Origin of the sequence: Arsenicicoccus cauae, assembly GCF_009707125.1 — a bacterium.
Taxonomy (GTDB): Bacteria; Actinomycetota; Actinomycetes; order Actinomycetales; family Dermatophilaceae; genus Arsenicicoccus; species Arsenicicoccus cauae.
Genome location: NZ_WLVL01000007.1, coordinates 62,659 through 82,405, shown reverse-complemented (window position 1 = coordinate 82,405; position 19,747 = coordinate 62,659). Strand labels below are relative to the sequence as shown.

General features: G+C 72.0%; 19 protein-coding genes and 1 pseudogene. 11 read left to right on the top strand and 9 right to left on the bottom strand.

The genetic code is table 11. From position 1 onward, the window contains the following. The first annotated feature begins 100 nt into the window (after positions 1-100). The 3 genes and pseudogenes from GGG17_RS02485 to GGG17_RS02475 all read left to right on the top strand — a co-directional run. Positions 101-877, top strand: coding sequence for a histidine phosphatase family protein (locus tag GGG17_RS02485; protein ID WP_288798630.1), 777 nt, complete (start codon positions 101-103; stop codon positions 875-877). After that, positions 874-1,767 carry an NAD(P)H-hydrate dehydratase gene (locus tag GGG17_RS02480; RefSeq protein WP_311966370.1) on the top strand — a complete coding sequence of 298 codons (894 nt, stop codon included), beginning with the start codon at positions 874-876 and terminating at the stop codon, positions 1,765-1,767. Before GGG17_RS02485 ends, GGG17_RS02480 begins: the two co-directional genes overlap by 4 nt. Beyond that, positions 1,764-2,000 (top strand): annotated as a pseudogene (locus GGG17_RS02475) (DUF72 domain-containing protein); the annotation flags it as partial. The gene GGG17_RS02480 and the pseudogene GGG17_RS02475, both read left to right, overlap by 4 nt. A 190-nt stretch (positions 2,001-2,190) precedes the next feature. Here GGG17_RS02475 and GGG17_RS02470 read toward each other — a convergent pair. Further along, positions 2,191-2,367: a hypothetical protein gene (locus tag GGG17_RS02470; protein WP_019287500.1), complete on the bottom strand. Its 177-nt coding sequence runs from the start codon at positions 2,365-2,367 to the stop codon at positions 2,191-2,193. A gap of 75 nt (positions 2,368-2,442) precedes the next feature. Between GGG17_RS02470 and GGG17_RS02465 the strand changes: the two genes are divergently transcribed. Further along, complete coding sequence (locus GGG17_RS02465) at positions 2,443-3,648, top strand: helix-turn-helix domain-containing protein (protein ID WP_154592209.1); 1,206 nt, start codon at positions 2,443-2,445, stop codon at positions 3,646-3,648. Positions 3,649-4,380: 732 nt separating this feature from the next. Further along, positions 4,381-5,013 (top strand): MFS transporter, encoded by a 633-nt coding sequence (locus tag GGG17_RS02460; RefSeq protein WP_154592208.1) that lies wholly within the window; start codon positions 4,381-4,383, stop codon positions 5,011-5,013. Here the strand turns inward: GGG17_RS02460 and GGG17_RS02455 are convergent. Both GGG17_RS02455 and GGG17_RS02450 read right to left on the bottom strand, forming a co-directional pair. Then, the gene (locus GGG17_RS02455; protein ID WP_154592207.1) at positions 4,997-6,214 is read right to left on the bottom strand and encodes a serine hydrolase domain-containing protein; all 1,218 of its coding nucleotides are present in this window, start codon (positions 6,212-6,214) and stop codon (positions 4,997-4,999) included. The genes GGG17_RS02460 and GGG17_RS02455 overlap by 17 nt on opposite strands. Before the next feature lie 206 nt (positions 6,215-6,420). Continuing rightward, positions 6,421-6,720, bottom strand: coding sequence for a hypothetical protein (locus tag GGG17_RS02450; protein WP_154592206.1), 300 nt, complete (start codon positions 6,718-6,720; stop codon positions 6,421-6,423). 70 nt (positions 6,721-6,790) lie between these two features. Between GGG17_RS02450 and GGG17_RS02445 the strand changes: the two genes are divergently transcribed. Genes GGG17_RS02445 through GGG17_RS02435 form a run of 3 tightly spaced genes read left to right on the top strand, consistent with a single transcriptional unit; the run spans position 6,791 to position 9,007 of the window. Beyond that, on the top strand, positions 6,791-7,108 hold the full coding sequence (locus tag GGG17_RS02445) for a hypothetical protein (RefSeq protein ID WP_154592205.1): 318 nt from the start codon (positions 6,791-6,793) through the stop codon (positions 7,106-7,108). A gap of 33 nt (positions 7,109-7,141) precedes the next feature. After that, on the top strand, positions 7,142-8,080 hold the full coding sequence (locus GGG17_RS02440; protein ID WP_154592204.1) for a PIG-L deacetylase family protein: 939 nt from the start codon (positions 7,142-7,144) through the stop codon (positions 8,078-8,080). 36 nt (positions 8,081-8,116) lie between these two features. Continuing rightward, positions 8,117-9,007: a glycosyltransferase family 2 protein gene (locus GGG17_RS02435; RefSeq protein ID WP_154592203.1), complete on the top strand. Its 891-nt coding sequence runs from the start codon at positions 8,117-8,119 to the stop codon at positions 9,005-9,007. A gap of 132 nt (positions 9,008-9,139) precedes the next feature. On the opposite strand, the gene GGG17_RS02430 is transcribed toward GGG17_RS02435, so the two are convergent. The 5 genes from GGG17_RS02430 to GGG17_RS02405 form a co-directional block, all read right to left on the bottom strand. Continuing rightward, positions 9,140-10,270 (bottom strand): NAD(P)/FAD-dependent oxidoreductase, encoded by a 1,131-nt coding sequence (locus tag GGG17_RS02430; protein WP_154592202.1) that lies wholly within the window; start codon positions 10,268-10,270, stop codon positions 9,140-9,142. A 139-nt stretch (positions 10,271-10,409) separates the two neighbouring features. Beyond that, positions 10,410-10,712: a putative quinol monooxygenase gene (locus GGG17_RS02425; protein ID WP_075818624.1), complete on the bottom strand. Its 303-nt coding sequence runs from the start codon at positions 10,710-10,712 to the stop codon at positions 10,410-10,412. Further along, positions 10,709-11,278: a type 1 glutamine amidotransferase domain-containing protein gene (locus GGG17_RS02420; RefSeq protein ID WP_154592201.1), complete on the bottom strand. Its 570-nt coding sequence runs from the start codon at positions 11,276-11,278 to the stop codon at positions 10,709-10,711. Before GGG17_RS02420 ends, GGG17_RS02425 begins: the two co-directional genes overlap by 4 nt. A gap of 1 nt (position 11,279) precedes the next feature. Further along, the gene (locus GGG17_RS02415) at positions 11,280-12,446 is read right to left on the bottom strand and encodes a glutathione-independent formaldehyde dehydrogenase (RefSeq protein WP_154592200.1); all 1,167 of its coding nucleotides are present in this window, start codon (positions 12,444-12,446) and stop codon (positions 11,280-11,282) included. 315 nt (positions 12,447-12,761) lie between these two features. Beyond that, positions 12,762-14,258 (bottom strand): NAD-dependent succinate-semialdehyde dehydrogenase, encoded by a 1,497-nt coding sequence (locus GGG17_RS02405; RefSeq protein ID WP_154592199.1) that lies wholly within the window; start codon positions 14,256-14,258, stop codon positions 12,762-12,764. A gap of 196 nt (positions 14,259-14,454) precedes the next feature. On the opposite strand from GGG17_RS02405, the gene GGG17_RS02400 reads away from it, so the two are divergent. Next, on the top strand, positions 14,455-14,622 hold the full coding sequence (locus GGG17_RS02400; RefSeq protein WP_154592198.1) for a hypothetical protein: 168 nt from the start codon (positions 14,455-14,457) through the stop codon (positions 14,620-14,622). A gap of 310 nt (positions 14,623-14,932) precedes the next feature. On the opposite strand, the gene GGG17_RS02395 is transcribed toward GGG17_RS02400, so the two are convergent. Continuing rightward, complete coding sequence (locus GGG17_RS02395) at positions 14,933-16,306, bottom strand: dicarboxylate/amino acid:cation symporter (protein WP_154592197.1); 1,374 nt, start codon at positions 16,304-16,306, stop codon at positions 14,933-14,935. Positions 16,307-16,495: 189 nt separating this feature from the next. On the opposite strand from GGG17_RS02395, the gene GGG17_RS17060 reads away from it, so the two are divergent. Both GGG17_RS17060 and GGG17_RS02385 read left to right on the top strand, forming a co-directional pair. Next, positions 16,496-17,812 (top strand): DUF2786 domain-containing protein, encoded by a 1,317-nt coding sequence (locus GGG17_RS17060; protein WP_154592196.1) that lies wholly within the window; start codon positions 16,496-16,498, stop codon positions 17,810-17,812. A gap of 98 nt (positions 17,813-17,910) precedes the next feature. After that, complete coding sequence (locus GGG17_RS02385) at positions 17,911-19,665, top strand: phytoene desaturase family protein (RefSeq protein ID WP_154592195.1); 1,755 nt, start codon at positions 17,911-17,913, stop codon at positions 19,663-19,665. Positions 19,666-19,747 lie beyond the last annotated feature (82 nt).

The window sequence follows — 19,747 nt, the reverse complement described above, 5'->3', positions numbered from 1 at the left end:
ACGTCGTCGAAAAGTGACCCGCGGACGGGTGGTCGGGGTCTGGCGGCGCGGCATACGGGGTAGCCGGAAAGGACGCCCGGACCAACCCGCAGGAGGCATCGTGCCCGAGCAGACCGACTCCATCGCCGCGGGGCGACGCACCGCCCCCCGCCGGCTCGTGCTCGTCCGCCACGGCCAGAGCCTCGGCAACGTGGCGGACGCCGAGGCCCGCAAGGCCGGTCACGGCAGGCTGGCGCTCGACTACCGCGACGCCGACACCCCGCTGTCGGACCTGGGCACCGAGCAGGCCACCGCCCTCGGGGCCCACCTGGCGCGGTTGCCCGAGGCCCACCGCCCCGAGGTGATCCTGTCCTCGCCGTACGCGCGGGCGCGGGGTACGGCCGAGACGGCCCTGCGGGAGGCGGGGCTGGACCACTCGCTGGTCCTCGACGAGCGGCTGCGCGAGCGTGACCTGGGGATCTTCGACGGGCTCACCGGCGACGGCATCCGGGCGGAGCACCCCGAGGAGGCCGAGCGCCGCACCAAGGTCGGCAAGTTCTACTACCGGCCCCCGGGCGGCGAGTCCTGGTGCGACGTGGCCCTGCGCGTCCGCAGCGTCCTGGCCGACATCCGTCAGGAGTACGCCGACGAGCACGTCTGGATCTTCAGCCATCAGGCGGTGATCATGAGCTTCCGCCTCGTCCTGGAGGGCCTCGACGAGGAGGGGATCATCACCATCGACAACGAGACGCCGCTGCCCAACTGCTCGATGACCTCCTACGACCGCGCCGAGGACGGCTCGCTCGAGCTGGTCGCCTACGCCGAGACGGCGGCGCTGGACGACGAGGGCGCCCAGACCACCCACGAGGAGCCCGCTGCCGGCGAGGCCGACGCGTGAGTCGCCGACCGGAGGTCGTCTCCTCGGGGCTGCTGCGCGAGTGGCAGCTACCCGGCGACGGGGGCGACAAGGAGAGCAACGGCCGCGTCCTCGTGGTCGGCGGCAACGTCCGTATGCCGGGCGGTGTCATGCTCGCCGCGGAGGCCGCCCTGCGCGCCGGAGCGGGCAAGCTCCAGATCGCCACGGTCGAGCCGCTGGCGGTGCCGATGGGCATGGCCATCCCCGAGGCCTACGTCGCGGGTCTGGCCGCCGACGACGACGGCAACCTCGCCCCCGGGACCGCCGACGAGATCGTCGAGCTCGCCGAGGGCTGCGCCGCGGTCCTGCTGGACCCCGGGATCATGTCCCCCGACGCGGCGGTCGCGCTGCTCGAGCGCGTCGTGCCGCGCCTCGACGTGCCGGTCGTCATCGACGCGCTCGGCATGGCCTATCTCACCGAGCACGCCGACGGGGTGAAGCACCTGGACGGGCGAGTCATCCTGTCCCCCAACGCCGCAGAGCTCGCCCAGACGCTCGACGAGGACGAGGACGCCGTGTCGGAGGATCCGCTCGGCGCCGCGCTGCGGCTCAGCCGCCGTGCCGGTGCCGTGGTCGTGTCGGGCGCGTCCACGACCTACGTCACGACCCCCGGCACGCGCGCCACCGCCGACCTGTGGGCGGTCCAGACCGGCGGTCAGGGCATGGCCGTCAGCGGCTCTGGCGACGTCAAGGCTGGCATGCTGGTCGGGCTGCTCGGGCGTGGCGCGGAGCCCGCCCAGGCCGGGGTGTGGGGCGCCTATGTGCACGGCCGCGCGGGCGAGCGCCTGGTCGCGGTGCACGGACGGCGCGGCTTCCTCGCCCGCGAGCTGCTTGCCGAGATCCCACGGGCGCTGGCCGAGCTCGAGGGGTGAGTGTCCTCCTCGGGACCTCGGGCTGGAGCTGTGCCCACTGGGACGGCGTCCTCTACCCGCCCGGCATGCGTCCCGGGGACCGGCTCGCCTGCTACGTCGCGGAGCTCGCGCCCGTGGAGCTCAACGCGAGCCACTACCGCTGGCCCCGGGACGCGAGCTTCGCGAGCTGGCGGCGGCGGTTGGCCGAGGGCTTCGTCATGACGGTCAAGGCGCCGCGCGGCCTGACCCACGCCTAGCGCCTCTTCGAGCTTCCCCTGCACGCGACCGTGCCCGCCTGATCGCGAGTCGGTGACCGGCGGCACGACATACGGCCCCCTCCCTCCGCACGCGCAAGGCCCCCGCAGGACTCCGAGGAGTCGAGCGGGGGCCTCGATCACCCGGTCGGGCGCGTCCGAGCCAGGAAAGCGGCCCTGACCAGGCAGATCAGCTAGCGTCGAGCACGGTCGGCCAGCTGCCACCGACGGTGGGGTCCTGGCTGGTGGGCCAGCTGCCGCCCACCGTGGGGTCCTGGCTCGTGGGCCAGCTGCCACCGACGGTGGGGACCAGAGCGAAGGCTGCGAGGGTGAGAACGGCTATGGCGCGAGTGGCCTTGGCAATCATGATGGGAATCTCCTACTGGCGGGGGGATGCGGCAAGCGGTACGTTACTCGCATTGTCAACAGTTGGGAATAGGTCATGAGCGACGAGAACGGTTTCGGAGTAGCGCTGCGCGCGGCGAGGGTCGCGGCCGGCTTGTCCCAGTCGGAGCTGGGGGAGCCGGAGTTCTCCCGCAGCTACATCTCCCTCGTGGAGTCAGGGCACCGTGCGCCGAGCCGCGAGATCGTCGAGCACGTCGCCGGCAGGCTCGGCCTCTCGGTCGAGCACGTCCGCGCCTGGGCTCTCGCCTCCGGCAAGCGCGGCGACGCCCGCGCCGCGGTCCTGCAGACCGAGGCGCTCAGCGTGCTCACGACCCATACCTTCGAGGGTGCCATCAAGGCCGCATCCGACCTGCGCGACTTCGCCCTCGAGGCCGACCGCCTGGACCTCTGGTGGACCGCCGCGCTGATGGACCTCACGCTGCGCATCGAGAACGACTTCGCCGACCAGGTCGTCGAGCAGGCCCGAGCCCTCGTCGACCACTGGTTCACGCAGCAGTCCACGATCCTGCAGGGGCGGGTGCGCACGGTCCTGTCGGTCGCCCTGCGCGTGACCGGCGACCTGGAGGGGTCCGTCACCGAGGCCCGGGCCGCCGTCATGGCCTTCCGCACCACCCCCACCTGGCGCTCGACCGGCGTCGCCGCCCTCACCGCGCTCGTGTCGGCGCTCGGGCAGCAGCACCGCTACAGCGACGCGATCAGCTGGGCGCCGGACCTCGCCCGCGGCGCTGCGGACGCCCCCAACCGGCTCGAGGCCGGCAACGCCTACTGGGCCCTGGCCAACCTCGCCCTCTCGACCGGAGACCCCCAGGCGGGACTCAGCTACTACGACCAGGCCATCGCGGCCATCGACCCGGACGGCCACCTGCGCCGGTGGGGTCGGGTGCACCGCGCCGCCGCGGACTTCCGGCTGAAGGCGGACGTCGACCTCGACGCCGTGCCGGAGCTGCTCGCCAAGGCGGCGACGGCCTTCTCGCTCAGCTCGGCCCGCAGCGACCAGGTCGAGCTGGACCTGGTGCAGGGCAAGTACGCCTGCGCAACCGGCGACTGGGCGCAGGGGCGTGCCCACATGGAGCGGGTGCTCGAGGACGGGCACCTGCTCGCCGCCTCCGACCTGGCCGACGCCCACCACCACCTCGGCACGGCGCTGGGTGAGCTCGGCGACCACCGCGGGGCGGCCGAGCACCTGCAGGAGTCGGTGCGCCTGCTCCTGACGCTGACGTCCACCAACGCCGGGCCCGCCTGAGCCACCGCGCACCGTCACCACCTGTCGTTGCGCATTCACACTGAGTTGCCGAGTTAACACTTTGTGTCGACACACACCCCCTCGCGTCATTGGTCAACACTGACGTTTGTGAACGATCCAATCGCGCCCCTGAGAGTAATTGGTGACCAATGGCGCGAGGGGTGGGCGCGTGGCGCGCCCCTTCCTCCCCCAGCCGACGCCCAGTGGTCACCACTAACGTTTGTGAACGATCCAAACGGGTCCCCAGACCCCATTGGTGACCAATGGTGTGCGGTGGTGGGAGGACGGGCGTCGGCCCAGGCGTCCACCCGGTAGGCGCACTAGGGGGCGGGGCACTCGCGAGCGTCGGCGTGAGGGGGGAGTAGGACAGCGACCAGGTCCCGTCGCCAGGCCACCTGCCGCCCGACCTTCCAGGCCATGGTGCGCGAGCAGGTGGCGCCGGAGGGCTGGCAGCAGGCGAACGCCGCCAGGAGCCTGTCCGTCCGGGTGGCGACGCTGCTCGCCCGGCCCTGACCGGGCTTGCCTCGCAGCGGATCTCGTTGACCTGGATCCTGCTGGCCACCGCCGTGATGTGGGTCCTGACGGCGGCCCTGCCGCGAGGCGGCGACCCCACGAGCGGGCGGGCAAGGCATACGGGCCAGGGGGTCGACGCCGTCGAGCCGGGACAGCGGGCGATCACCCCCCGACGACGCGACCGGCGCGCGACGTCCAGGACCGATCGCCCTGGCGCGCGTGGCCGCCCACGACCTGCGCGAGGGCGTGCAGGAGGCGCGACGGCACCCGTGGTTCGTGGCCGGGCTGGGCGGGTTGCTGCCGGTCATGGCGCTCGGCTACTCCGCGACCTGCGTCGCGCTGCCGCTGGTCTCGCGCGACCGCTTCGGGGGCGAGACGGTGCTCGCCGTCGCCATCACGGCCTACACCGTCGGCGCGATCGTGGGGGCCGCGCTCGTCGCACGCTGGCGACCGACTAACGTCGGCTGGTGGGCCTTCGCCGGGGTCGGGGCCTACGCGCTCGTGCCGCTCGCGCTGGCGATCTCGCCGTCACCGGTCCTGGTGCTCGCGGCGTACGCGCTCGGCGGCATCGGCATCGAGGTGTTCAGCGTCCCGTGGTTCACGGCCACGCAGCGGGAGGTCCCGCCCGAGCGGCTGGCGCGGGTGACGTCCCTGGACTTCGTCGAGTCCTACGGCTGCGCGCCGCTCGGCCTCGCGCTGCTCGCCCCCGCCGTCAGCGCGTGGGGTCTGACCCCGGTGCTGCTGGGCTGCGCGGCGGCCTGCGCCCTCGGGGCCGCGCTGGCGGCGACCCCGAGGACGAGCCGGACGCTGGGCAACTCGGTCAGCACGGACTCGGTCAGCACAGGGCCCTGAGCGCCGCCGCGACGGCGACGTCGGGCATCGGCTGCTTCGTGAGGTCGCTCGGGGGGAAGAACCGGCCGGTGAGGGACGCGGACGCCGCCCGGCGACCGTCGCGGGTGCTCACCGACGCCGAGTGGGTGCCGTAGGTGGTGCCGTTGTGGCCGTAGACCCGCCTGGTGCTCGCGTTGGTGCCGCCCTTGCCCTTGGGGGTCTTGCCCTTGGGGGCCGCGTAGCAGGGGTCGGGCAGCGAGTAGACGCCCAGCCCGTAGGACATCGGCGTGGCGCTGCGCGGTCGCAGCATCTGCTCCAGGCTGCGCTTGGACGTGAGCTTGCCGCGCATGAGGGAGGTCATGAACCGGTTGAGGTCGTCGGGCGTGGAGACCGCGGCCCCCGCGGCGCCGAAGAGCGTGGCGTTCTGCCGGAAGCCCACCACCTTGGGGCCCTCGACGTAGTACTCCGTCAGGGAGTTCGTGGGCATCCACCGCTCCTTGGCGTAGAACGTGCCCTTGAGGCCCGCCTTGCGGAAGACGCGCTGGGTGAGCAGGTCGCTGATGCTCTGACCGGTGCGCTTCTGCAGCAGCTGGCTCAGCACGAGGTAGTTGGTGTTGGCGTAGCGGAAGGCAGCGCCGGGCTTGCCCACCTTCTCCGTGAGGGCGAGCCTGATCAGCTCGCGGTCAGTGTGCCGGCGGGCGAAGGACTGCTCGACGGTGAGCTTCATCGCCTGCTCCTGCTTGGCCAGCGGCAGGACGTAGTCCGGCAACCCGCTGCGGTGGCTGAGCAGCTGCTCGATCGTGATGTCGCCGTGCCCCGGCAGCAGCCCGGGATAGACCTGGTCGACCTTGGTGTCGAGGCGCAGTCTGCCCTCGTCGACGAGCTGCATGACGACGGTCGCGACCATCGGCTTGGTGATCGAGCCGACGCGGACCCGGTCGGTGGGCCGGGCGGGGACGCGCGTCGTGGTGCTGCGGACTCCCGCCGCGGCCGACCAGGATCGGCCGTCGCGGGTCGCCGCGGCGACGACCCCCACGGCGCCGGCGCGGTCGAGCTGGTCGACCGACGCCTGCAGGACCCGCTGCGGCGAGGGCTTGCGGGCGTCGGCCAGGTGGGTGGGCTGCGGGGCGGCGACGGCGGGTGCCGCTGCGGCCCCGGTCGACGCGATCAGGGTGAGGACGGTGCCGGCCATGATCGTCCGGCGGGCGGTGCTGCTGCTCATGACGTCTCCTTGGGTGGTCGGTGTGCCTCCACCCTCGCCGGAACGTCGCGGCCCGCGCCTCCCCCGCAAGGATGAGATCGCGGACGCCCGGTCAACCCTCCCGGAGGAGGGGGTGACCGGGCGTCACGGGGGCCCGACGGAGCGCATCGGAACGGGCGGGCTCGTCGGCTCGCGCGCCGCGTCGGACCTCCCGGCCGACCCGGAGGTCAGCCTGCGTTGATCCCCTGGGTCAGGCCCTCGGCGTTGCCCTCCTCGTCGGACTCGCCGGGCGTCTCGGGGTCGCCCGAGGTGGGCTCGGGCACCTGCTCGGTGGGCTGCTGCCCGGCCGGCTCCCCGCCCTCGTAGCCACCCTGGTCGTCCACACCCGTGTCCTGGTCCGCGTCCGGGTAGGCCGACCGCTCGTCAGCGCTCTGGCCCGCGCCGGTGGGGTCGACGTCGTGGAAGGGCCCCTGGTCGGGCTGCGTGGTCTGGTCCGTCACGTGCGGGTTCTGGTCGTCGTCGCTCATGGGTCTCGGCATACCCCGCCGCGTCGCCGGTCACCCGCCTGCGCCGGGGCGGGCGGCATACGGTGGGGGCATGGATCTCAAGCCTGCCTCCGACGTGTCCACCGCACCGCTCACCGTCCTCGGCCTGGCCGGCGGCTTCGCGCTCGCCCGCGAGACCGGCATCCGTCCGCTCGGCGGCGTCCTGCTCGGGGCCTGCGGCCTGCTCGCCGGGCGCACCTGGCTCGCGCGCACCGACCCGGGGACGACGGCCGTGCTGGCGGTGACCTACCTCGGCGGGTTCGTCGGGTCGCACCGGCTGGCCCGCAGCATCGGCGCCTGGCCGGCGGTGGGGGTCGTGACGGTGGCCTCGGCGGCCGCCTCCTGGGCCCTCTGCGACGCCCGGGACTGAGCCGTCGACCCACCCGCAGATGGAGGAGCCCGTATGCCGATCCCCACGCCCCTCAACGGTGCCGTCCTCGTGGTGTCTCCGCACCTGGACGACGCCGTCCTGTCCTGCGAGACGCTCATCGGCCGCGAGGCCCCGCTCGACGTCCTGACTGTCTGCACGGCCCGCCCCGCCCAGCCCATGGTCACCGAGTGGGACACACTGTCCGGTTTCCAAGACTCGGACGAGGCCATGGAGGTCCGGCTCGCCGAGGACGACGCCGCGCTCGCCGGGACGCCGCACCGTCGGCACCACCTCGGCCTGCTCGACCAGCAGTACCTCACCGCGGGCCGGACGCCCGAGGACGCCGCCACCCTCACCGCATGGGTCGATGCCTGGCTGCGCGAGCACGAGGGCGGCCTGGTGCTCCTGCCGACCGCCACCGGGGTGCTGCCCGACCCGCCGATGCCCCGCCGACCGTTGGGCGTGCGGGCGGCCCGCCGCCTGGCGCGGCTCGGGCTGCGGGCCGGGCGCAGCGGCATACGGCTGGTGCGCGAGGCCCTGTCCCGGGGGGAGGCCGGGGCGATGCCCCCGGCCACCGGGGAGCACGCCGCGCCCGTCGGCGCCGGCGTCAACCCCGACCACCGCTGGGTGCGGGACACGCTCACCGACCACCTGACCGACCGCCTGACCAGGTTCGGCTACTACGAGGACGTGCCCTACGGCTCGGCGCGGCCGGGGCAGGACGAGATGGACGGCCTGGTCGCGCGGCACGGGTTCCACGTCGAGGCGTATGCCGTGCCGGTCGACCGCGTCGTCAAGGCGCGCCGGATCGGTCGCTACGCGACGCAGGTGGCGCCGCTGCGCTTCGGCCCGCACGGACTCGACGAGCCAGAGGGGCTGCCCGAGCTGGAGCGCTACTGGCTGACCCGTCCGTGGGAGGACGCCCTGGAGATTCCAGGACAATTGCACCACGGCCATCACCCCCGGTCGTAGGCTTGAACCAGGGGGTGGTGTCCTGTGCCGATCGTGGTGGGCATTCCGACGTACCGACGCCCCGAGCTGCTGCGGGGGCTGCTGCTCGAGGTGACGAAGCAGGCCGAGGGTCATCCGGTCTCGGTGGTGGTCGCGGACAACGACTGCGACCCGGCCGTGGAGCGGGTGGCCGAGGAGGTCGGGTGCGGCAGGACGGTCCCGATCACGGTGCGTCCCGTCCGTGAGCGAGGTATCTCGCAGGCGCGCAACGCCCTCGTCACGACCGCCTACGAGGTCGACCCGGAGTGGGAGTACCTCGTGATGTATGACGACGACGGCCTCCCCGAGCCCGGCGCCCTCATGGCCCTGGTGGACTGCGCGCGACGCTACGACGCCGACTGCGCGAGCGGGCCCGTCGACATGGGCATCACCAAGACCTACCCGACGCTCGTGCGGTCCTACCTGCTGGCCACCTCGGCCCCGCGCCGCGAGGGCCTGGTCTCCTCCCTCGACGGTGGGCAGAACCTCCTGCTCTCTCGCCGGCTCGTCGACCGGATGCCGCGACCGTGGTTCGCCCCGCACCGCGGGCTGTCCGGCGGGGAGGACTTCGCGTTCTTCCTGCGGGCGCGGTCGCTCGGAGCACGGTTCGCGTGGTCGCCCGCCGCCGTCGTGCACGAGCCGCTCCCCCCGCACCGGTTGAGCAACCGGGGTGCGCTGCTGCGCGCGTTCGAGGAGAACGCCGCCAACGCCGACACCGAGGTCGAGTTCTTCGGCTACGGCCACACGTTGGCGGCGCTGGGTCGCTCGCTCGTGTGGCCCTTCGTCAACGTGGCCGGCGCCGTGCACCACCGCGACCCCGAGCGGCTCGCCGGGGTCGCGGTGTCGCTGTGCGGTGTCGCCGGGCGGGCGGCGGGGCTGGCCGGCCATCGGCCCAGGCCCTATCTCTGACGGAGCGTCCGGGCCGCGAGGGCCCGATGACCAGACGTACCTACCGGGGGCGGGATCATCGACCTGGCGAACTATCCCCGGTCGATGCCCCTACCCCCGGCGGGGTCATCGACCTGGCGAACCAACCCTGGGCTAGCCCTGGGCCTCGCCGAGGCGCGCTTCGGGCGTGAGCTCGGCGGGGAGACCGCCGCCGGTCGCAGCCCGGGCAAGAGCGCGACCCAACGCAGGTGCCTGCTTGAACAGATTGTGACCGGCCACAAAAAAGACAGAGCCTGCCTCCCACACGGCCACGCCGTCCTCACTCCACGGGAGGTCGGTCACCCAGCAGTGAAGGAAGTCGCGCGGCTCTGGGTGGAGACCGGGCAGCGCCCGTGTCACGTATTCGCGTGCGCGTTCGTCCAGCGATCGAATGGCCGCAGGGTCGATGAAAGTTCCGTCGTCGCGGACGCCGACGGTCTCGCTGAGTCCGACGGAGTAACTGCTGTTGCCCGGTAGCGGCGTCGCGTAGACGCCGACTTCGCCGAAGACGCCGCTGCTGTCCTGCAGGCACGCGACTCGTGCCGGGGCGGCGGCCTTCACGTCGAAGGTCAGCCGGACGTGTGCGGCAAGGCGAACCGGCAGCGACAAGCCGACGCTGCGTGCCAGCCGGGCGGTTTCGCGGCCGGCGCACACGACCACCTTGGAGTAGACAGCCCGGTCGGTGACGCTGCGCACCTCGACCGTCCCGTCGGCGCGAGCATCGATGGAGATGACCTCCCCGGTGGTGACCGCATCTGCGAGGGCACCCGTGAGTGCCGTGATCGCGGCGCGGGTGCGGATCGCGCCGCCCGACTCGTCGAGCACCGCCGGCCCCGAGTACCCAGCGAGCAGCGGCATTCGCTGGGCGACCTCGGCCGCCTCGATCTCGTGCGCTTGCACGCCGCCGACCTGGTCGAGCACCCGCAGCCGCGCCAGGGCGCTGTCTCCGATCGCCAGGACACCGTCTGATGAGACCAGCTCGACGTCGAAGTGTTCGGCCCACTCATCCCATACGCCGCGGCTTTCGCGCGCGAAAGCGACGAGTCGCGGGTCGTCGTGGGCATGCCGGAAGATCCGCGACTCGCCTGCGGACTGACCCGTCCCGGGCAGACCAGCCTCGTACAAGCGCACCGGCACGCCCTGCTCCCGCAGCGCGTACGCCGTCGACAGACCGACGATCCCGCCCCCGATCACTGCTACCTCGGGTGAACGCGTCGTGGCAACGCCGTCGTCAGTTGCTGTCATCGCGGTTCCTCGATCTGTTGGTGATGAGCGATAGGCCGCAAGAGAAGGGGCCGCTGCCACGACGTCAGCGGGCTGTGCAAGCCCGAAGTCACCGCGCAGCGACCCCTCCTCTCTGGGCCAGTACTCCCGGTCTGTGGTGTCAGGCGGGGAGCTTGGAGCCCAGTACGTCGAGCTTCTCGATCGTCGGCTCGGAGAACAACGTGCCGGTCTGCTCGCCGAGAGCTACCGCAACAGGGCCGGACAGGTGGGCGTCACGTCCGGCGTCATCGGGGAACACGTCGAAGATCCCGAACGAGGTCGGCCCGAGGCGGATCGCGAACCACGCGGTGGTCGCCTGCTCGTCCTCAACAAGCGCACGGCCGCTGTCAAGGAACTCCTTCACGTCGTCCTCCTTCCCGGGCAACGCGTCAAACCTGACCAGCAATCCCTTGGTCACACTCATGACTTCTCCTCTTCCTTTGTCGAGGTGCCTGCGAGCTGGGACACTATGGCCTCGGAGAACGCCGGCAGGTCCTCCGGCGAGCGGCTGGTGATGAGATTCTTGTCGACCACCACGTCCTGGTCGACGACGTCGGCGCCGGCGTTGCGCAGGTCGGTGCGAATGCTCGGGAACGACGTCAGGGTGCGACCGGCGGCCACGCCGGCCTCGATCAACGTCCACGGCCCGTGACAGATCGCCGCCACTGGCTTGCCGCTCTCGACGAAGTCGCGGACGAAGGAAACGGCGTCCTCGTCGACCCGGAGCTGGTCGGGGTTCACCGTGCCGCCGGGAAGCAGCAGGGCGTCGTAGTCGCCCACCGAGGCGTCGGCGACCAACCCGTCGACGGTGAACGTGCCCGCTTCATCCAGGTCGTTCTTACGGGCCTTGATCTCGCCGTCGTGGATCGAGAGGACCTCGGTCTGAGCGCCCGCGCGGTTCAGCGCTTCGCGGGGTTGCTCGAGCTCAACGCGTTCGACTCCGTCGGCGGCGAGGATCGCGACCCTCTTGCCCTGAAGATCTGCTGCCATATCAGCTTGCCTTCTTTGCGTCTGACATGCCGGGCTTGATGACGACCTTGGTCCAACCCTTCGACCTGGAGTCGAAGTTCCTGTAGGCATCGGCGGCCTGGTCCAGCGAGATCTCGTGGGAGACGATCCAGGACGGCTTCGCCTTGCCGGCCGCGATGAGGTCTCGCAGCCGGCGGTTGTACCTCTTGACGGGGGCCTGACCGTTGCCCATGGTCTGTCCCTTGAACCAGTGGGTGCCGAAGTCGATGGCTGCCTTGCCCTGCTTGGCCAATTCGCCCTTGGCCCCCGGATCCTGGGGGACGAACACGCCGACGGTGCCGATCCCGCCGGTGAACCGGACCGAGTTGATGAGCATGTTCAAGGTGGCGGCCGGGTCTTCGTTGCCCTGGGGGTCGTGGGCCTGGTAGCCGACGCACTCGCAGCCGCGGTCGGCTCCGAGCCCCATGGTCTGGTCCAGCACAGCCTGCACGGGGTCGACCTTGGAGTCGTCGATGGCGATCGCGCCGATCTGCTCGGCGAGAGCGAGCCGGTCGGGGTGACGATCGACCACCATCACCTTTGCGGCGCCCTTGATCGTCGCCGACAGGGCGGCCATCAGTCCCACGGGGCCAGCCCCGGCGATCACGACGCTGTCGCCCGGGATCACGCCGGCCATCTCGGTGGCGTGGTAGCCGGTGGGGAAGATGTCGGAGAGCATGACGTAGTCGTTCTCCTTCTCCTCCGCATCCTCACCCAGGCGCAGCGCGTTGTGGTCACCGAAAGGCACACGGAGCAGTTCTGCCTGCCCGCCGCCGTACGGGCCCATTTCGGCGAACCCATAGGCCGCACCGGCGGCCGACGGGTCAGGTTGCGTCGTCAGGCAGTAGTTCGTGAGGCCGCGCTCGCAGTTCTTGCAGAACCCGCACGAGATGTTGAACGGCAGCACGACCCGGTCGCCGACCTTGACCTTCTCCACGCCACTGCCGATCTCCACCACCTCTCCCATGTTTTCGTGACCGAACGTCCGACCTACCTCGAAGGAGGTCCGCCCCTCGTACATGTGCAGGTCCGAGCCGCAGATGTTCGTCGTCGTTACCCTGACCAGGACATCGGTGGGTCGCTCGATCTTCGCGTCCGGGACATCCGTGACTGCGACATCGCGCGGTCCCTGATAGACCACAGCCTTCATGGTGAATCTCCAATCGTTGTGTGGTGACTTTCCAGACCCTACCCTCCCCACCGAACGAGGGGGTCGTAGGCAAATCAAGCCGAACCCGGGGGCTAGCTAGCCGGAGGAAATGAGTCGCGCCCAACTTGCCCTCGGAGGGCACGTGCGCAGCTGCGGGGTGGAGAAGGACCACGCGTTGTCGCCGGTCAGGTAGAACAGGTTGGCGGGTCGGTGACCACGCGTGCGGCCAGCCCCTGGTGCGCCATACGGGCTCGGACCGCAGCGAGCCGATCCGTGGACTCCTCGGGGGTGGAGGTCATCGTCCCGCGCTCCTCGTCAGGTCCGGGGGGCGGCGAGGTACTTGACCTCGAGGAACTCCTCTATACCGAGCTTGCCGCCCTCGCGCCCCAGCCCCGACGCCTTGACGCCGCCGAAGGGCGCGGCGGGGTTGGACACGAGACCGGTGTTGAGGCCGACCATCCCGGTCTCGATGGCCTCACCGAGGCGGAAAGCCCGCTCTAGGCTCTCGGTGTAGACGTAGCCCATGAGCCCCCACGGGGTGGCGTTGGCGAGCTCGACCACCTCGTCGTCGGTGTCGTAGGGGATGAGCGGGGCAACGGGGCCGAAGATCTCCTGCTCCATGAGCGCCGAGCCGGGGTCGACGCCGGTGAGGACCGTCGGCGGGTAGAAGTAGCCGGCACCCTTGGGACGGTCGCCGCCGCACCGTACCTCGGCGCCGCGGTCCACGGCGTCGGTCACGAGCTTCACCACCTTGTCGAGGGCCTTGGGCTCGATGAGCGGACCCACCTGCACGCCCTCGGCCAGGCCGTCGCCGACCGACAGGGCGCCCATGCGCTCGGCCAGCTTGTCCGCGAGCGCGTCGTGCACGGAGCGGTGGACGAAGATCCGGTTGGCGGCCGTGCAGGCCTCACCCATGTTGCGCATCTTGGCGATCATCAGGCCGTCGACGGCCTTGTCGAGGTCGGCGTCCTCGCACACGATGAACGGCGCGTTGCCGCCGAGCTCCATCGAGGAGCGCATGACGTGCTGCGACGCCTGCTCGAGGAGCTTCACGCCGACGGCGGTCGAGCCGGTGAACGAGACCTTGCGGGCCAGACCGCTGCTCATCCACGGCTCGACGACCGAGCCGGCGTCGGAGGAGCACACGACGTTGAGGACCCCGGCGGGCAGGCCCGCCTCGACCAGGATGTCGACCAGGGCGAAGCTCGACAACGGCGTCAGGTGGGCAGGCTTGAAGACCATCGTGCAGCCGGCCGCGATGGCGGGGCCGATCTTGCGGGTGGCCATGGCGAGCGGGAAGTTCCACGGCGTGACCAGCACGCACGGGCCGATCGGCTGGCGGGACACGAAGATCCGGGTCAAGCCGTCGCCGGAGAGCATCATGTCTCCGCCGATGCGGACCGCCTCCTCCGAGAACCACCGCAAGAACTCCGCGGCGTAGGCGACCTCGCCCTTGGCCTCGGCGACGGGCTTGCCCATCTCGCTGGTCATGACCAGCGCCAGGTCGTCCTGCCGCTCCATGATGAGGTCGTAGGCGCGGCGCAGGATCTCGCTGCGCTCCCGCGGGGCGGTGCGACCCCAGTCGCGCTGGGCCGCGGCGGCCGCCTCGATGGCGCGGCGGGCGTCCTCGGGACCCCCGTCGGCGATGGTCGCGATGACCTGCTCGGTGGCGGGGTTGACGACGTCGTGGGTCTTGCCGGACGCCGCGTCGCACCACTCACCGTCGATGAACAGGCCGGTGGGGACGTCGGCGACCACCTCCTGCGCCCGCTGGGACTCGGCGTCGGACGCGGTGACGAGCTGCACGGTCATCGGGGACCTCCTGGAGGGTGTCGTGCTCGGTGGTCGATCTGATCAGCGGTCGCTGCCCGCGGCCCCGGTGACCTCCTCGACGGAGGCCCGGAACCTGTCCAGCCCGAGATCGGTCTCCTCCATGGAGACGACGAGCGCGGGCATGACCCGGACCACGTTACCGAGCGGACCGCATGCACGTGAGGGTGAGCCGGCGGTGACGACTCGCGGCCTGCTGGACGGCCACGGCGGTCGCCGTGTCCGGGCGGCCGCCGGGCGTCGCGATCTCGACGCCCGGCATGGGCCCGAGGCCGCCGCGCACGTCACCGGCGAGCCGCTGGTCAACGTGGTCGACACCCGCACCGGCTTTCCCTGCCGGGGGTAAGGGCATCAGCCGGGCTTCGTCCCCCAGGCTGATGATCCCGCCGGGGGTAAGGGCATCAGCCGGGCTTCGTTCGCCAGGCTGATGATCCCGCCGGGGGTAAGGGCATCAGCCGGCCCTCGTCCGCCGTGCGGCGGACCCGCCTCACCCTCCCCCACCCGTCTCACCCCGCAGCACGAGACCAGCCCGCCACTGCGAACCCCCCCCATCCCACCGCAGTCCCGCGCGAGCGCCCGGCCCCCGGATGGGGTGGGCGCTCGCCATACGGACTGTCAGTGCTGATGAGCCGCCGGACCGTTGCCCGGTTGCGCCGTCAGGCGTGGGCCAGCGCAGGCCGCGAGTCCATCGAGATGGGCTCGGCCCGGGCGAACTCGTCCTCGTCGAGGATGCCCTCGCGTCGCGCGACGATGATCTGCACGAGCACCTGGCCCGCGACGTTGACCGCCGTGCGCCCCATGTCGAGGATCGGGTCGATCGCGAGCAGGAGCCCGACGCCGGCGAGGGGCAGGCCCAGCGTGGACAGGGTGAGGGTCAGCATCACGATCGCGCCGGTCAGGCCGGCGGTCGCGGCCGAGCCGATGACCGACACCACGACGATGAGCAGGTAGTCCAGCGGGCCGAGGTCGACGCCGAAGAACTGCGCCACGAAGATCGCGGCGATCGCGGGGTAGATCGCGGCGCAGCCGTCCATCTTGGTCGTGGCCGCCAGAGGTGAGGCGAAGGCGGCATACTCGCGCGGCACACCCAGGGACTCGGTCACGCGCTGGGTGACGGGCAGGGTCCCGAGGGACGACCGGGAGACGAAGGCGAGCTGGATGGCCGGCCAGGCGCCGCGGAAGTAGCTGCGCGGGGAGAGGCCGTGGGCCAGGAGCAGCGCGGGGTAGAGCACGAGCAGCACGATCAGCAGCCCGGCGTAGATCGCGAGCGCGAAGGTGCCGAGCTGGGTCAGCGAGGACCAGCCGTAGGTCGCGATCGCGCGGCCGATGAGGCCGACGGTGCCGATCGGGGCGAGCAGGATGACCCACCACAGTACCTTCTGCACGATGGCGAGCGCGGAGGCGTTGAAGGCCAGGAACGGCTCGGCGGCCTTGCCGACCTTGAGCGCGGCGATGCCCACGACGAGCGCGATGACGACCAGCTGGAGCGCCTTGAAGCTCACGCTGGTGTCGACCGAGGTGAGGGCGCCGCCGGGGCCGGTGACGGGGTGGGAGCTCACCGACAGGCCCAGGAAGTTGCCGGGGACCAGCTGGTCGATGAAGTCGAGCCAGCCGCCCTGCGTGCTCGGCGCCTTGGCGGAGCTCTGGCTCACGCTCGTGTGGCGACCCGGCTGGACGATCAGGCCGAGGACGATGCCGATGATCACCGAGACCAGCGCCGTGATGCCGAACCACACGAGGGTCTTGCCGGCCAGGCGGGCCGCGTTGGCGACACCGCGCAGGTTGGCGATCGAGGCGATGATGGCGGTGATGATCAGCGGCGGGACCAGTGCCTTGAGGAGGGTGACGAAGGTCGACCCGATCGTGTCGAGCACGACGGTCAGCCAGTTGTCGTCGCCGCCGGCGGTCGGGCCCATGGTGAGGGCCACCCAACCGAGGACGAGGCCCAGGACGAGGGCGATCAGGATCTGGATGCTGAAGGACGGGAGGCGACGACGCCTTGTGGGCGTGGCGCTCGCGGTCGTGGACATAGGGACCTTCTCCGGCGGGGGTGGGGCGGACGAGGATAACGTCAGCACCAATCAGTCATAACATCAGATTATTCCCCGGGGTGGTGGGAGAGGGTATGTCGGACCCCCGTGGTTGAGTGGGTGCTGTCAGGACTGGGGGCGACGAGCTGGACCGGCGAACGGTCCTGAGGTGTTCTGAGAGGTGTCACGGTGAGCAGGCAGCAACGAGCAGGGTCGTCCACGCGACCCGACAAGGACGAGGTGGCCGCGCGGGCGGATGACCTGGCGCTGGACGGGGTCCGGGCGCTGATGGGCGGGTCCGTCTGGGCCCTCGACGACGCCGTCGTCGACCTGGTGACGCTCGCCCACGCGACCGGCGGCCGGGCGGTGGTCGAGCAGACGCTGACCACTCGGCTGAGGCTGGCGCTCGACGAGCGCTGGCGCACCGGCTGGCAGCCCATGGACCTGCACCACCTGGTGGGCCGGTCCGCCCGGCACGTGCGGGCCGAGCCCGAGACGGTCACCCGCGTCGTCGAGCTGCTGGGCGACGTGATGGCCGCGGACCTGGCCGCCTACCCACGGGCGAGGGTCGAGCAGCGCTGGCACGACCAGCTCGAGCTCGCCGAGGCCTCCGTCTGGTGGTCGACCACGGACTCCTGCCTGACCGCCCGGGTCGGGCAGTGGGGCAGCGAGGCGATCGGCTACGAGGTGGCACTGCGGCTCGAGCATGTCCTGCGGTCGCTGCCCGCCATGCAGCAGCTCGGCGCCAGGCCGGGCGAGGCGACGTCCCGGTCCGCGTCGACACCGGTCGACGTGGACGACAAGGTCCTGGCGCGCGTGCGGCAGCTGCTGGCCAAGGCCGAGTCGACGCCCTACGAGGCGGAGGCCGAGACCTTCACCGCCGGGGCCCAGGCCCTCATGGCCCGGCACAGCATCGACCACGCGGTGCTGGCGGCGAGCGCCCCGGTCGGCGGGGACGAGCGACCGGACGGGCGGCGGCTGTGGATGGAGACGCCGTACGTGCGGGAGAAGGTCATGCTCCTCGGGGCGGTCGCCGACGCCAACCGGTCGAGGAGCGTGTGGGCCAAGGAGGACGGCTACGTGACGCTGCTCGGGTTCCCCCACGACCTGGACGCCGTCGAGACCCTCTACACCTCGCTGCTCGTCCAGGCGACCCGCGCGATGCACGCCGAGGGCAAGCGGCTCGACTGGCGCGGCGGATCCCGGACGCGCAGCTTCCGCCAGTCCTTCCTCGCCGCCTTCGGCGCCCGCATCGGCGAGCGGCTGGCTGAGGTGACCGCCGCCGAGACCGCCCAGGCCGCCGAGGAGATGTCCGCCGCGGGAGGTCGCGAGCTGGTGCCGGTGCTCCAGGAGCGCACCGAGGCGGTCGAGTCGTATGTCGAGGAGCTCTTCCCCCGGGTGCGTCACGTGTCCATGTCGCTCGGGCGCGATCGTGAGGGCTGGGACCGCGGCCGGCGGGCCGCCGACCAGGCGTCCCTGCAGTGGGGGCGAGCCGTGGGCAGCTGACGGCCGTCGGGGCAGATCCGGCAGAGCAGGCCCCTTCGCGCGGCAGCGCGAAGGGTCGGGCGGGTGTCGAGCAGGGTCGGGCGGGGCATGGGTGAACCATGGCCACCACTGACGCAAGCAGGCGCAGCTCCGGGACCGGGATCGCAGCGGACATCCGCGAGACCGACTCGACGGGCACCCGCACGACCCGCGCGCCGGGCAGCCGTGCGACCGGCAAGCGCGCCGAGGTCGTGGACGCCGTCATCGTCGGTGGCGGACACCACGGCCTCGTGGCCGCCGCCACCCTCGCCGACGCAGGCTGGGACGTGCTGCTGCTCGAGGCGCGCGACACCCTCGGCGGCGCCGTGTCGTCCCGCGACGTCGACGGATGGGTTCTCGACGAGTTCAGCGCCTGCCACCCCCTGGGCGCGGCGTCGCCGGTGCTGCGCGAGCTCGACCTCACCGCCCACGGCCTGCAGTGGGCGCACGCCGAGCGTCCGGTCGTGCACGTGGCGTCCGGCGATGACGCCCAGGGCTCGACCATGGAGGGTGACGCCGAGGCGACGGCCGCGCTGCTGGACGCCGACCATCCCGGCGACGGAGACACCTGGCTGCGCCTGGTGCGACAGTGGGACGCCATACGTGAGCCCCTGCTGGCCAGCCTGCTGACCAGGTGGCCACCGGTCAGGTCCGTGGGGCCGCTGCTGGCCCGCATCGGGGCCACGCAGGTGCCGGACTTCGTGCGGTTCGCGCTGCTGCCCGTCGACCGGATGGGGGTCGAGCTGTTCAACGGCGCGCGTGGGGGGCAGATCCTCAGCGGCAACGCGATGCACGCCGACATCCCGCCAGAGGCACCCGGCAGCGGGCTGTTCGGCTGGATCATGTCGATGCTCGCGCAGGACGTGGGTTTCCCCTCGCCGCGCGGGGGGACGCAACGGCTGGCCGACGCGCTCGCCTCTCGGGCCCGAGCCGCCGGCGCGCGCCTCGAGACCGGTCAGCAGGTGGCGCGGATCGCCGTGGCCGGTGGGCGCGCGCACGGCGTCGAGACCGTCGACGGCCGGCGCATCCGGGCGCGTCGCGCCGTCATCGCCGACACGAGCGCGCCCGACCTCTACGACCGACTGCTGCCCACCTCGGCCGTCCCGGCCGGGCTAAGGGCCCGCCTCGACCGGTTCGAGTGGGACCTGCCGACGCTCAAGCTCAACTACCGCCTGTCCGCACCGATGCCGTGGGTGGCCGAGCGCGCCCACGGCGCGGCCGTCGTGCACGCCGGCCAGGACAGGCAGGGCCTCGTCCGGTGGAGCGCCGACCTCGGGTCTGGGCAGGTGCCTTCGCGGCCGTTCGCCCTGGTCGGCCAGATGACCACGATCGACCCGTCGCGCTCGCCCGAGGGCACCGAAGCGCTGTGGCTCTACACCCACCTGCCGCGGGGTATCACCGACGCCGCCTCGGCCGACCGCCTGACGGACGCGTGCGAGGACATGCTCGACGACCTGGCCCCGGGGTGGCGCGAGCACCTCGTCGACCGGTGGGACCAACGTCCCCAGGACCTGCACGCCGCCAACGCCAACCTGGGCAGCGGGGCAGTTGGTGGCGGCACGATGCAGCTCTTCCAGCAGGCGATCTGGCGGCCCGTCACGGGACTCGGGGGACCGCGCACGCACGTCGAGGGTCTTTACCTCGGCAGTGCCGCCACCCACCCGGGGGGCGGGGTGCACGGCGGCTGCGGCTACCTCGCCGCGCGGGCCGCCCTCCAGGACTCCCGCTGGTGGGGCCGCCCGGTCCGCAGCCTCTCCCTCGCCGCGCTGCACCGCCTCTACGCCGACCTACCGGGGGTAGGGGCATCAGCCGGGCTTCGTCCCCAAGGTCGATGATCCCGCCGGGGGTAGGGGCATCAGCCGGGCTTCGTCCCCCAGGTCGATGATCCCGCCCCCGGTAGGTACGCATCAGGTGCGC